General features: G+C 55.9%; 4 protein-coding genes. All 4 read left to right on the top strand.

The window, feature by feature from the left end; genetic code table 11:
* Positions 1–339: 339 nt before the first annotated feature.
* A complete protein-coding gene (locus tag M5R41_08515) occupies positions 340–3,600 on the top strand; it encodes a hypothetical protein (GenBank protein MCZ7556429.1) in 3,261 nt (1,086 codons plus the stop codon).
* A gap of 643 nt (positions 3,601–4,243) precedes the next feature.
* Positions 4,244–7,456 (top strand): dockerin type I domain-containing protein, encoded by a 3,213-nt coding sequence (locus M5R41_08510; protein MCZ7556428.1) that lies wholly within the window; start codon positions 4,244–4,246, stop codon positions 7,454–7,456.
* Positions 7,457–8,054: 598 nt separating this feature from the next.
* Positions 8,055–11,315, top strand: a complete 3,261-nt coding sequence (locus tag M5R41_08505; GenBank protein ID MCZ7556427.1) for a dockerin type I domain-containing protein — start codon at positions 8,055–8,057, stop codon at positions 11,313–11,315.
* Positions 11,316–12,031: 716 nt separating this feature from the next.
* Complete coding sequence (locus M5R41_08500) at positions 12,032–15,244, top strand: T9SS type A sorting domain-containing protein (protein ID MCZ7556426.1); 3,213 nt, start codon at positions 12,032–12,034, stop codon at positions 15,242–15,244.
* Positions 15,245–15,939: the final 695 nt, after the last annotated feature.

Here is a 15,939-nt window from a genome sequence, read left to right as displayed (position 1 = left end):
CGGTCACCGGGAAACAGATCCGATACTCACGATGGCGTCCGCCGCGTCCGTGAAGCTGCCTGAAACGTGTCAATAACTGTGGTGATAGCGAACATGTGAAAAAATATCACGTTGCGTTGCTTTTCAAGTTTAAATTTACTATCCTGAAATCACAGAAATACCGCTTAGGCACCTCTCATCCACTCCTGAATGCTCTAATACGCCTCAATACGGTGAATCCGGAGCAAGACACAGTGAAGAAATATCACATTGCAGGTTTCAGATTTTTCTTCACGCACGATAGAAATGAAACGAGACACACTCGGAACCACACCCACGATCTATCAGGAGTAACAGACTATGACGAAACACGATACACGGAAAATAGCCGGCAGGTCAGCCGGGCTCTTCCTGGTTCTTGCGATGCTATTCTGTATCGCATTCGATGGCGAGGTGCAGGCGCAAACGCCGCAGTATTACTTCGGTTCGGCGACGGGGGGGAACAATATCCCCTTCAATCCAAATCTTTCCACTTCCTGGCAGAAATGGCAGGGCTACTATAATGCAGGGCTGTTCACCGGCGCCTACGCCGGAAACATCACCAGTGTGTATTTCCAGCGTTGGCAAGCGACCTCCGGAACAACGTTCTCAAATTTCGGAGTGTACATCGGACAATCGTCCGCGACTACTTTCCCGACGAATCAGTTTTTCACGCCCGTACAGCAATGCCTGTATCAGGCCAGTTACACCATACCTGCTGGTGCGACCAATACCTGGTTCCAGATTGTCCTGACCACGCCGTTTTACTATAATCCCAATCAGACGCTCATCATTCAAATATGCAGCGAAGGTGTAACCGCCGGGGCGGGATTCGCCATGCTTGATGGAGCCGCTGCTTCATCGCCGAATGTGACACGCATGTGGGGTGGTCCGGGCGGCTGCAACGCGACCTCTCCGTCCGGTTCCAGTTCCAGCTATCGCGCAAATTTCGGCTTCAATCTCAGTCCGGCGCTGCCCGATGACGCGGGCATCTCCGCGTTGCTGGAACCGGTGAATTTCTGTGCCGGGACGCATGACATCAAGGTGAAGCTGCGGAACTTCGGCACCAACACCCTGAACAACGTGACCGTGAACTGGAGCTTCGACGGTGTACCGCAGACGCCGATCGCGTACAACACGCCCATCCCGACCCTCACCGAGGTGGACCTGACTCTGGGTACCCGGACCTTTGCCTCCGGAATCAGTTATCCCCTCGTGGTATGGACATCGCAGCCGAACAATGTCGCGGACAGCTTCTCGGCAAATGACTCCCTTGTCGCGAATCTGAAAGCTGCGGTGAGCGGTACATACACCATCGGCGGAGCTTCGCCGGACTATCCGACTTTCGCCGCGGCGATAGCGGATCTGGTAGCCAACGGCATTTGCGGACCCGTGACGTTCAATGTGCGAAGCGGGACGTACAACACGAACATAGATCTCCAGAATATACCCGGCGCTTCGGCGGTGAATACCGTGACCTTCCAATCCGAGACCGGAAACAAAGCCGACGTGATCATCAACTATGCGGCGACAAGCACGACGAACAACTTCGTGCTTCGTTTCGGCGGCGCGAAATTCACCACCTTCCGGAATATGACGTTGAATGCCACCAGTACATCGTTCAGCACGGTGGTCGAGGTCACCGGCAGTTCCAGCGACTGTACGGTGGAGGGCTGCGACCTGAACGCTCCCGTGGTGGCATCCACCTCGACGAATACCGCGGTGGTTCGATCGCCAACCGGTACGCTCGCGCATAACATGACCTTTCTCGACTGCAACATCCGCAATGGTGGTTTCGGAATGTATCTCTATGGTGGCAGCACGACCAGCACGATGAACAACCTGCGCGTCGAGAACTGCGCGATCACCGGGGCGTATTACTTCCCGCTGTACTTCTACTACCTCGGTGAAATGAAATTCATCGGCAACCGCGTGGAGAACACCTCCCCGTACTCCACCAAGTATCTCGGCTATTTCATGTACGGCTTCAATACGCAGATGGAGCGGAACGTCTTCCTGTCCAGTGGCGGATCCACGGCGTACGGCATGTACATTTACTACGACAACTACTATCAGGCCGGCAGCTCGCGCATCGTCAACAACATGATCACGGTGCGCGGCGTCAACACCGGTGTGTACGGCATCAATCACTACTACGCGACGAACACACTGTTCGCGCATAACACGGTGATTCTCGAGAGCCCCTATACTTCCGGCCGTGCGATATATTCCTACTACGGAAGCGGAAATCGCTTTCTCAACAACATGCTTCTGAACACCGGTTCGGGGTATGCATGGTATGTGCTTCCCGGTTCCAACATCGTCGAATCGAATAACAACAACATTTACGGAACAGGTGCGAATCTCGCGTATTGGAACGGTAACCGCAACAATCTCGCCGCTCTGCAGGCGGCGTCCGGTATGGACGGTGCTTCGGTGAGCAAGCCGGTGAGTTTCGCGGATGCGTTCACCGGCGACTTGCATCTGGTCGCTCCCTCGGACGACGACGACGATCTCATCGGTGTTCTGCTCCAGGAAGTGACGGAGGATATTGACGAAGAACCGCGTGTACGACCGTACATGGGCGCCGACGAGGCTTGCTATCTGATCGCCAACAGTCTGCAGTACGACTTCGTGGACGGCAGTGGCAATCCCATCGGCTATATCGAACTTCCGGGTACCATCGGTGTGCATTATCGCGTTATTTTCCCGCCGTTCGATGCGACGATCACGATGACGGCGAACTTCTATAGTGTGCCGGGCAATCAGCTTATGTACAGCGAAACCTTCAGCGACACGAAGCTGGCCAATCAGGACCTCGACGGTACGGCGTATTTCAACCTCCCGGCGTCGCTGCCTTCGGGCTACTATAAGATCGAGTTGGTGTTCAACACCAAGAACAGCTGCGGCTACTATCGCGATTACATGCCGTATCCCTCGTCGCTGCTGCTTGTGCCGCTTGGTGCGACACCCTGCGAGGTATGGCCCGGTGACGTGAACAACGATGGCGTGGTGAATTACACAGACCGCAAGGACCTGAACGTGTACATCCACGACGCGAATCTGAGCACGCAGTGGCTGAATGGTCCTGCCCGCTATCGCGCGGACGCCGTGCAGAATCCATTGACCTACCTGCAATGGCAGCCGCAGGCCAGCGCTCCGTGGTTTACCGCCATGGGGTGTTATATGGACGCCGACGGTAACGGTGTGGTCAACAACTTCGACTACCTGGCCATCAAGCTCAACTGGATGAAGCAGCATGGCGGTGTCACACCCCGTAGTGACGTTGGCTTCACTCCGACGACGTTCGACATGAGCCAGAACTTCCCGAATCCGTTCAATCCGACGACGACGTTGCAGTACAGCCTTCCCGAGCCGAGTCGCGTGCATCTGCGCGTGGTGGACATGCTGGGCCGCGTTGTTGCGACGGCGGTGGACGGCATCGTGGAAGCCGGCGTCCATCAGTTCACCTTCGACGCTACAGACCTTCCGAGCGGTCAGTACATGGCCATCGTGAACATGACGGGCAACGAAAGCGGATTGAGCTTCTCGAAGACCATCAAGATGACGCTGAACAAATAAATCCGGGTCGAAACCGGTTTCAGTGGACGCAAGCCCCGCTCAGACGAGCGGGGCTTGCTCGCTATATGGGGTGTAAAGCGGGGAGCGGAACCGTCAGGTTTTCTCTGCGCGGAGGATACTCGCACGCTGGGAAAGCGCGCGTCGTCGTATCATCCTGCCGAAGCTGCATTGCAGCGGAGTCAACGGTTCCTCCGCGATGGTACATCGCATTTGCATCCCGATGCGCTGTTGGATGATGGGCCCGGTGCAAAATGCCGGTTTCGCGATACCCACAGAACGAAACCCGATCATGATTGAGAGTAGTGACATATAGAATTGTCTTTTCTGACAGGACTTTCAGACTGGGATTCTGACTGGATGAATGAAGCATTTGCATTTTCTTAACAAAAGAGTTACCATATCCGTGATATTTTGGACCCTCACACCTCTTCATCCGAGTTTCGGGTCTGATGTCGGATGTTACGCATCCCGTCAAACAAGTCCCTGACACACCGCGCGAGTGAGAATTCGGCAAGCGATGCGTGCAATCAGAGACGATGACGCTTCCGAGAATCTGTTCTTTCACATATCTCATCCACACCATGAGGAGATTCATATGAATCTACCGCACCGCTTTACGAGCGTACGGCTGCTTGGAGCTTGTATGCTTCTCGTTCTTCTCATTTCTGTGTCGCTTTTCCAGAACACGGTTCAGGCACAGACCCCACAGTATTTCTTCAACCTGGCTTCGGGAGGCAACTCCATCCCCTTCAATCCCAACCTCTCCACCGGTTGGCAGAAGTGGCAGCAGTATTACAATGCGAACCTGTTTACAGGAGCGTATGCCGGTAATATCACGAGCGTGTTTTTCCAACGCAATGCGGCGACCACGGGAACGACATACTCGAATTTCGGGGTGTTTATCGGCCAATCATCGCTGACCACCTTCCCCACGAACCAGTTCTTCTCACCCATGCAGCAATGTCTGTATCAGGCGAGTTACACGATTCCGGCGGGTTCGGCCGGACAGTGGTTCCAAATCGTCCTCACAACACCTTTTTACTATAATCCGAATCAAACTCTCATCGTGCAGATTTGCTCCGAGGGTGTGACGGCCGGAACCGGCTTCGCAATCAATGACGGCGCTGCGGCCTCAACTCCCAACGTCACACGTATGTACGGCGGTCCCGGTGGTTGCAGCGCCACGGCCCCGGTCGGCTACAGCTCCAGCTATCGCGCCAATTTCGGCTTCAATCTCAGTCCGGCGTTGCCGGATGATGCCGGTATTTCCGCGCTGATTTCTCCGGTGAATTTCTGCACCGGTACGCACGACATCAAGGTGAAGTTGCGTAATTTCGGTACGAATACGGTGAACAACGTGACCGTCAACTGGTCATTTGACGGTGTCCCCCAAACGCCGATTGCGTACAACACGCCAATCCCGACGCTCACGGAAGTGGATCTGACCCTGGGTACGCGGACCTTCGCCTCCGGTATCAGCTATCCTCTGGCGGTGTGGACCTCGCAGCCAAACAACGTCGCCGACAGCTTCATGCAGAATGACACGCTGCGCGCGAACCTGAAAGCGGCCGTGAGTGGCACATACACCATTGGCGGTGCGTCGCCTAACTACGCCACCTTCGCCGCGGCGATCGCGGATCTGACCACGAACGGTATCTGCGGTCCCGTGGTGTTCAATGTCCGAAGCGGCACGTACACGACCAAGATCGATCTTCTGAATATTCCCGGCGCCTCGGCGGTGAATACGGTCACGTTCCAATCCGAAACCGGTAACCGCGCGGATGTGATCATCAATTACGCCGCGACGTCGACGACGGACAATTACGTCCTCCGCTTCGGTGGTGCGAAATTCGTGACGTTCAAGAACATGACGCTGAACGCCACCAACGTGTCCTACAGCACCGTCGTGGAAGTGACCGGCAGCTCGAACGACTGTACGGTGGAGGGCTGTGATCTGAACAGTCTTCCGGCGACCTCCACGTCGACGAACAACGCCGTGGTGCGTTCCAACACGGGCACCCTCGCGCATAACATGACCTTCCGCGGCTGCAATATCCGCAACGGCGCCTACAGTATGTACCTCTACGGCTCGAGCACGACTTCGACGATGAACAATCTCCGCGTGGAGAACTGCGAGATCACGGGCATGTACTACTTCCCGCTGTATTTCTATTATCTCGGCGAACTCAAGCTCATCGGCAACAAGATCGTCCAGAATTCCGCCTACGCCACGAAGTATCTCGGCTACCTGATGTACGGCTTCAATACGCAAATCGAGCGCAATACCTTCGTGAGCGACGGTGGCTCGACCGCGTACGGTCTGTACATTTACTACGACAACTACTATCAGGCGGGCATGTCGCGCATCGTCAACAACATGATAACCGTGCGCAACGTGACGAACGCCTATTACGGCATCAATCACTATTACAGCAACGGCAGCCTGTTCGCGCATAACACTATCCGCGTCGAGAGCGGGTACGCGAGCGGTTACGCGCTGTACTCGTACTACGGCGCCAACAACACGTACCGCAACAACATCGTCATGCACACCGGCGCCGGCTACGCCTGGTACGTGGCGCCCGGTACCAACGTTACCGCATCAAATGACAACAACTGGTATAGCGCCGGAGCGAATCTGGCGTACTGGGGCGCGGCGCGCGCGAATCTGGCAGCGCTTCAGGCCGCCTCCGGACAGGATGCGCAATCGGTCAGCAAGCCTGTGAGCTTTGCCGATGTGATGTCCGGGAATCTGCATCTGGTCGCTCCCTCCGACGACGATGACGATCTGATCGGCGTGCTTCTGCCGCAGGTGACAGACGACATCGATCTCGAACCGCGCGTGCGTCCGTACATGGGCGCCGACGAGGCCTGCTATTTGATCGCCAACAGCCTGACCTACGACTTCGTGGACGGCTCAGGCAATCCGATCGGGTACGTCGAACTTCCCGGAACGATCGGCGTGCGCTACCGCGTGATTTTCCCGCCGTTCGACGCGACGATCACGATGACGGCGAATTTCTACAGCGTGCCGGGCAATCAGCTCATGTACAGCGAGACGTTCAGCGCGAACAAGCTGGCCAATCAGGATCTGAACGGCACGTCGTACTTCAATCTGCCGGCCTCGCTGCCCTCGGGTTACTATAAGATCGAGCTGGTGTTCAACACGAAGAACAGCTGCGGCTACTACCGCAACTACATGCCGTATCCCTCGTCGCTGCTGCTCGTGCCCAATGGCGCGACGCCGTGCGAAGTGTGGCCGGGCGACGTGAACAACGACGGCGTGGTCAACTACACGGACCGCAAGGATCTCAACGAGTACATCCATGACGCGAACCTGAGCACGCAGTGGCTCAACGGTCCGGCCCGCTACCGCGCCGACGCGGTGCAGAATCCGCTGACCTACATTCAGTGGATGCCGCAGGCGAGCGCTCCGTGGTTTACGGCGATGGGCTGCTACATGGATGCCGACGGTAACGGCGTGGTGAACAACTTCGACTACCTCGCCATCAAGCTCAACTGGATGCGCCAGCACGGCGGCGTGGCTCCGCGCCTGGGCGACAGCTTCGCACCGACGACCTTCGACATGAGCCAGAACTTCCCGAATCCGTTCAATCCGACGACGGTGCTGCAGTACAGCGTCCCCGAGCCGAGCCGCGTGCATCTGCGCGTGGTGGACATGCTGGGCCGCGTTGTGGCGACGGCCGTTGACGGTATCGTGGAAGCCGGCGTGCATCAGTACACCTTCGACGCCGTGAATCTTCCGAGCGGTCAGTACCTGGCCATCGTGAACATGACGGGCAACGAAAGCGGCCTGAGCTTCTCGAAGACCGTAAAGATGACGCTGAACAAGTAAGCTTCAGCAGCATCAATATTGCATCACGCAAGTCCCGTCCCGCTTAAAGCGGGGCGGGACTTGTGCTTTCGGGGCGGGGCGACACCTCCGGAGGATCAATGTCGACAGGGGAGGGGATGCGGATACGATGGATGCTGCCCTCTCCGCATGAACGAACCAGCACATTGAAGCGAATGCAGAGGAGAGGGAGGTATCGAAACTCTGTCGGATGAAACCTGTAAACGGGCGGGAAGGGGAGCCCCCGACGGTGACCGCATTACACATTACAGTTGAATTCCTCTCAAGCAGATCTCATTTTTGACCTTTACTCACCCGGTTTCTCAACCCCTTCCCGATATACCTTTGTGATCGTTTTTCTGATCGTGCAACAGATGTTGCATTATTTCCGGAAAAGCGTTAGTATGCGGGCGAAATACATTTCCGTAGCCGGAGCGCTTGCTCCAAGCCCGGCGTGGCGTACAAGCACCGCGTCCATCGTAGTACCTGCTGCACAAAGGGAGAGATGCAGTGCATCGCTGTATCTCCGTTTGTGTAATGGTGATCTGATCCGCCATTTGTTCCTTCACATATTCTCATCCACACCATAAGGAGATTCACCATGAATCAACTGATCCGCATTTCTGGCGGATGGCTGCTTGGAGTTTGCGTGCTGCTTACTTTCGCTTTGTCCATACTCGCCTTCCACAACCCGGTTCAGGCTCAGACACCACCGTATTATTACGGTCTGGCAACCGGCGGGAACAACATCCCCTGGAATCCAAACGTTTCAACTACCTGGCAGAAGTGGCAGGGTTTTTATCAAGCCGGTCTTTTCACCGGAGCGTACGCCGGCAACATCAGCCGCGTATACTTTCAACGCTATCAGGCCACATCAGCGACGACCTTCTCCAACTTTGGCGTGTATCTCGGTCAATCCTCCCTGACGAATTTTCCGACAAATCAGTTCTTTTCTCCCATGACGCAGGCCCTGTATGCCACGTCCTACACCGTTCCCGCAGGCGCGGCGGGGCAATGGTTCGAGATACAGCTCACGACACCATTCTACTATAATCCCGCCCAGACACTTATCGTGCAAATATGCAGCGAGGGCGTTACCGCTGGTGCGGGTTTCGCCGTCTATGACGGAGGAGCGCATACCATACCGAACGTGGGCCGTATCTACGGTGGGCCGCTCGGATGCTCCACGACGACACCGGCCGGATTCACGTCCAGCTATCGCGCCAATTTCGGTTTCTATCTCAGTCCCGCGTTGCCGGATGATGCCGGTATTTCCGCGCTGATTTCCCCGGTGAACTTCTGCACCGGTACGCACGACATCAAGGTGAAATTGCGCAATTTCGGCACGAATACGGTGAACAATGTGACCGTCAACTGGTCATTTGACGGTGTCCCCCAAACGCCGATTGCGTACAACACGCCCATCCCGACGCTGACCGAGGTAGACCTGACTCTGGGGACACGGACCTTCGCACCCGGAATTACCTATCCACTCGCCGTTTGGACTTCGCAGCCCAACAACGTCGCCGACAGCTTCCTGCAGAATGACACATTGCGTGCGAATTTGAAGGCGGCCATCAGCGGCACGTACACCATCGGCGGCGCATCGCCGGATTATCCGACCTTCGCCGCCGCGATCGCCGATCTGACCACCAATGGTATCTGCGGTCCGGTGCTGTTCAACGTGCGGAGCGGCACGTACAACACGAACATCGATCTTCTGAATATTCCCGGCGCCTCGGCGGTGAATACGGTGACGTTCCAGTCGGAAAGCGGAAACAAAGCGGACGTGATCATCAACTTTGCCGCCACATCCACAACGAACAATTTCGTCCTCCGTTTCGGCGGTGCGAAGTTTACCACGTTCAAGAACATGACGATGAACGCGACAAGCACATCGTTCAGCACCGTCGTCGAGATTACCGGCGGTTCGAATGACTGTACAACCGAAGGTTGCGACCTGAATTCACCGGTGGTCGCCTCGACTTCGACCAATAACGCGGTGGTTCGCTCCAATACCGGCACCATCGCACACAATATGACCTTCAGAAACTGCAATATCCGTAACGGCGGATTCGGTATGTACCTGTACGGAGGCGGCACGACCTCGACCATGAACAATCTGCGTGTCGAGAACTGCGAGATTACCGGCGCGTACTACTTCCCGGTGTATTTCTATTACCTGGGCCAGCTCAAATTCATCGGCAACAAGGTGGTGAACAATTCGGCCTATGCGACGAAGTATCTGGGCTATTTCATGTACGGCTTCGCGACGCAGATGGAGCGCAATGTGTTCCTCTCGGACGGCGGCTCCACCGCATACGGCATGTACATGTACTACGACAACTACTATCAGGCGGGTACTTCGCGCTACGTGAACAACATGATTACGATACGCAACGTCGCGACGGCGTATTACGGCATCAATCAGTACTACTGTCAGGACATGCTCTTCGCGCACAATTCAATCCGCGTTGAGAGTCCGTACACATCCACGTATACACTGTATTCGTATTACGGAGCGAATAATCGCTATGTGAACAACATCGTCATGAACACCGGTGCGGGTTTTGCCTGGTATGTCGTTCCCGGAACAAACGTGGTCGAGTCCGATCACAACAACTGGTACACGACCGGCGCCAATCTCGCGTACTGGGGTGGCAACCGCGCCAATCTCGCGGCACTTCAGGTGGCTTCGGGCCGCGACGCGAATTCAGTGAGCAAGCCGGTGAGCTTCGCGGATCCGTTTGCGGGCAACCTGCATCTTGTCGCTCCCTCTGACGACGACGACGATCTGATCGGCGTGACGCTCCCAAGCGTCGTAGACGACATCGACCTCGAACCGCGCGTGCGTCCGTACATGGGCGCCGACGAGGCCTGCTATCTGATCGCCAACAGCCTGACCTACGATTTCGTGGATGGCTCCGGCAATCCGATCGGTTACATCGAACTTCCCGGAACGATCGGCGTGCGCTACCGTGTGATTTTCCCGCCGTTTGACGCGACGATCACGATGACGGCGAATTTCTACAGCGTGCCGGGCAATCAGCTCATGTACAGCGAGACGTTCAGCGCGAACAAGCTGGCCAATCAGGAGTTGAACGGCACGTCGTACTTCAACCTGCCGGCCTCGCTGCCCTCTGGGTACTACAAAATCGAGCTGGTGTTCAACACGAAGAACAGCTGCGGTTACTACCGCAACTACATGCCGTATCCCTCGTCGCTGCTGCTCGTGCCCCTCGGTGCGACACCCTGCGAAGTGTGGCCGGGCGACGTGAACAACGACGGCGTGGTGAACTACACCGACCGCAAGGATCTCAACGAGTACATCCATGACGCAAACCTGAGCACGCAGTGGCTCACAGGTCCCGCCCGCTACCGCGCCGACGCCGTGCAGAATCCGCTGACCTACATTCAGTGGATGCCGCAGGCGAGCGCTCCGTGGTTCACGGCCATGGGCTGCTACATGGATGCCGATGGTAACGGCGTGGTGAACAACTTCGACTACCTCGCCATCAAGCTCAACTGGATGAAGCAGCACGGCGGCGTGACACCGCGCTTCGGCGACAGCTTCACACCGACGACCTTCGACATGAGTCAGAACTTCCCGAATCCGTTCAATCCGACGACGGTGCTTCAGTACAGCGTACCCGAGCCGAGCCGCGTGCATCTGCGCGTGGTGGATATGCTGGGCCGCGTTGTGGCCACGGCGGTGGACGGTATCGTGGAAGCTGGTGTGCATCAGTGCACCTTCGACGCCGTGAATCTTCCGAGCGGTCAGTACCTGGCCATCGTGAACATGACGGGCAACGAAAGCGGTCTGAGCTTCTCGAAGACCATCAAGATGACGCTGAATAAATAATTTTCATCAACGTCAAATCCCGGAATGCGCAGGTCCCGCTCGAAAGAGTGGGACCTGCGCATTTACGATTTGCGGTTAAACGTTCAACCTTTAACGACGTACGACGTACCGAAGCCTGAGGTGTGACCCGATCTCTGTCGGAAGCTCTCTTCGCTCCCTTTGCTCTTATTGTCCGTTTTGCTCACCCAACATGGTTACTGCGCATGCTGTTCGAGGTATGACGACGATAGACGGACGGTTGCGGGTGTGGAGGCGGGGAGGTCAAGGAGCGCTGCGCAATGATGTTGAAAGCGCTGAGCCGGGTTATTGTAGAGGACGTTTGTTTCCAATCGTTTCGGATCCTGTGTGTCGATAGTATTCGACCCCGCCCGGAGACCTCGCGCAAGGTCCGGCGGGCAACGATACCTGCGTCGGGAGTGGGCCGGGAGGCGATCGTTCCCGACACATCCGCTTCGCCCTCGCCTTGGCTTGAGGCCTCCATTTTTCCTGCTTGCTTTTAATGGAGAAAAGTGTCAATTTTTCACTATGCAGAGTTGAAACACCTGCATCTGCTTCACCTGCAGTGTGAACATTAAGACCACTGTGTATGAATTCCCAGGGCTGTCGCTTGTATACATTTTTCCGGTAGTCGCACCGCTGACCACACCCCCTCGTCAGAAACAATACCATTATACACTAATCCACGAGTATCTCTTCATAAAAGGAGTCCATTCGACATGATGAATGACAATCCGATTCTCCACAGATCGTTCAGGAAGCTGTATCTGCTTGTCCTGCCGGCATTGATCTTTGGAGTCCTGTCCCAGGCAGAGGCCCAGACAATGATGCCATTGCCGGGCTACGGTTCCACCTACACATCTTCTCAAATCCGCGGCTATTGGTTCCAGGCGCCGACGGACTTCACGATCGTAGGCGTACGCGTACCGACGGATATCGGTACGACACCGCAGAACGTGCAAATCATCCGCTTCGCCGCCGGTCCTCCTCCGGTATACGCCACATCCACGAACGCCCATACGACTTTGGGACTGTGGACCAATGTCAATACCACGACCATCATCCCTTGTAACATCGACATCAAGTCGGGTGACTACATCGCGATTTTTGGTACGCGCAACAACGGTACCAACATGAACAACTCCTACGCCACACCGGCGGGACCGTTCAATTCGAGTATCCTCGGCTATCCCGTTACACTGACACGCATGGTGTATCAGGCCGGCTCCTTCCCCGTGACAGATGTCTCGCAGGAAGTCAGCGGCCAGATTGCCCGCACGGAAATGTATTACACGACGACGGTTACCGGCCCCAACGATGCGGGGATCGTCTCCATCGATTCTCCGAAAGATTTCTGCGCCGGTACCCATGATGTGAAGGTGACTCTCCGCAACTATGGTACGAATCAGCTCACCAGCGCGACAATCAACTGGACACTGAACAGCGTTGCGCAGCCTGCGGTGAACTGGACAGGGTTGCTCGATACGCTCAATCTGACCACCCGTCAGACACAGGTTACGCTCGGCAACCGTTCCTTCGCTTCCGGCGTGCCGTACAATATCGCCGTCTGGACAACCATGCCGAATGGTGTTGCCGATACGATCAACAAAAATGATTCGGCGGTCGTGAACGTGAAAGCGGCCATTTCGGGAACGTATACTATCGGCGGCGCTTCTCCGGATTATCCGAGCATCGCAGCGGCGGTGACCGATCTGAATGCGAATGGCGTCTGTGGTCCTGTGGTATTCAATATCCGCAACGGCAGCTATCCCACCAATGTGGAGCTCGGTGCCATCTCCGGCACGTCCGCCGTCAACACCGTGACCTTCCAGTCCGAATCCGGCAACAAAGCAGATGTAACGCTGACGCATGCGGCGACCTCGACCACGAACAACTTCGTTGTCAAGTTCAACGGTGCTTCGTGGGTCACGTTCAGGAATCTCACCATGACCGCGACGAACGTTTCGTACAGCACGGTGGTGGAACTGGCCGGGACCTCCACCGACAACCTCGTGGAGAACTGCGAACTCGTCAGTCTCCCGAGCACTTCCACCTCGACGTACAATGCCGTCGTGAATTCACCGTCCGGCGCCGGTAAGCCCAACAATACCTTCCTCCGTTGCGGCATCCGCAACGGCAGCTTCGGCATGTACATTTACGGCTCCGGCACAACGTCCACAATGAACAACTTCCGCGTCGAGGGCTGCGAATTCACCGGTCAGTATTACTATCCGACGTATTTCTACTATGTCGGTGAATTGAAATTCTTCGACAACCGCGTAATCCAGGACTACGGCTACACCTACAAGTACGTGTTCATGTCGTACTACGGCTTCAACACGCGTGTTGAGCGCAACGTGTTCGTCGCGGATGGTGGTGCATACCAGTACGGCGTGTATCTCTACTACGACAACTACTATCAGGCGGGCAATTCCCGTTTCGTCAACAACATGATCGTGGGCCGCAACGCCACGACCTACGCGTATTCCGCTGCGCGCATGTACTACTGCAACGACCTCTATTTTGCGCACAATTCCATCATCATGGATGGGACCTACGCATCCGGGTACGCACTGTACACCTACTACGGCGCGAATGGACGGTATCTGAACAACATCGTATTGCATTCAGGCGCCGGCTACGCGTGGTATGTGACGCCCGGGACGAACGTTGTCGAATCGGACTACAATAATATCCTTTCCTCTGGTGCCAATCTCGCATACTGGAACGGTAACCGCGCGAATCTCGCAGCTCTCCAGGCGGCGTCCGCGATGGATGCGAATTCCGTCAGCAAGCCCGTGAGCTTCGCGGATCCCGCAACAGGAAATCTGCACCTGATCGCGCCGTCGGACGACGACGACGATCTGATCGGTACATTGCTTCCGACGGTGACCGACGACATTGACAAGGAGCCGCGCGTGCGTCCGTATATGGGTGCCGACGAGGCCTGTTATCTGATCGCCAACAGCCTGAACTACGAATTCGTGGACGGCAGCGGCAATCCGATCGGTTACATCGAACTTCCCGGAACCGTGGGCGTCCATTACCGCGTGATTTTCCCGGACTTCGACGCGACCATCACGATGACGGCGAATTTCTACAGCGTGCCGGGCAATCAGCTCATGTACAGCGAGACCTTCAGCGCGAACAAGCTGGCCGGTCAGCTGCTGGACGGCACCTCATACTTCAATCTGCCGGCGAACCTGCCGACAGGGTATTACAAAATCGAGCTGGTGTTCAACACAAAAAACAGCTGCGGCTATTACCGCAACTACATGCCGTATCCCACTTCGTTGCTGCTTGTGCCCCTTGGCGCAACGCCCTGCGAAGTGTGGCCGGGCGACGTGAACAACGACGGCGTGGTGAACTACACGGACCGCAAGGATCTGAACGAGTACATCCATGACGCCAATTTGAGCACGCAGTGGCTGAACGGACCCGCCCGCTTCAGGGCTGATGCCGTGCAGAATCCATTGACCTATATTCAATGGCAGCCGCAGGCCAGCGCTCCGTGGTTCACGGCCATGGGCTGCTACATGGATGCGGACGGCAACGGTGTGGTGAACAACTTCGACTACATCGCGATCAAGCTCAACTGGATGCGCCAGCATGGTGGTGTGGCTCCGCGCAACGGTGACGGCTTCACGCCGACGACCTTCGACATGAGCCAGAACTTCCCGAATCCGTTCAATCCGACGACGACCATTCAGTACAGCGTGCCCGAGCCGAGCCGCGTGCATTTGCGCGTGGTCGACATGCTGGGCCGCGTCGTTGCGACAGCGGTGGACGGCATCGTGGAAACAGGCATTCATCAGTACACGTTCGACGCCACGAATCTCCCGAGTGGCCAGTACATGGCCATCGTGAACATGACGGGCAACGAAAGCGGCCTGAGCTTCTCGAAAACCATCAAGATGACGCTGAACAAGTAAGTCACCTCGATAATCCTCTTCAAGCGCATCCCGTCCCGGAAGGGGCGGGATGCGTTGTATTATGAACAGAGGGAGTCTCGGTGAGCAATCGCCATTTCGACCGCTTCCAGCGGAGGAAAGAATTGAGGGGAGGGGAAATGTAACGCAGCCCCTCATGTTCCTTCGGTACACCCAAAAAGATGAAAATGGTGCTACCCTCTCGTACATTCCAGCACGGCATTCGGCGAGGGATCATGGTCGTATCTCTGTGATACTACGAGTTCATAACGCAGTTACGTTGGAGGTCTGTGAAGAGGCAGCGTGAGTATTTTCTGAGCAGAGGCACTCCTTCGACTACGCTCAGGAGAGGCAGAGGCGCAGAGGAGAATTATAGGGGGAGGGACGCCGCCACATCAGCGAGAAGGAAGGGTGATTGGGCAAAAAGTCCCTCTGCGTCTTTGTGTTTAATTCTCTTCCATCTCGTCTTTGCGCCTTCGCGTCTCTGCGATTAACTCCCCTTTTCTGCGTATTGGGTTAGATTTTCCTCTTCTTCTTTCCTGCCGAAATCTGGAAGAATTCTGTCCGAATGTGAAAAAAAATCAAGCCAAGGGAGTCAGTGCCAAAAGGCAACGATTTATGTCTTGCATTGGCGGGCAAAAGTGAGTAATATTCACTTCGATAAGACGGCGATCTTCAAAAACGCTTGATTCGTTTGA

This window comes from Bacteroidia bacterium (assembly GCA_027493955.1).
GTDB lineage: Bacteria > Bacteroidota > Ignavibacteria > SZUA-365 > SZUA-365 > JAOSJT01.
This window is presented reverse-complemented; position numbering and strand designations above follow the sequence as displayed.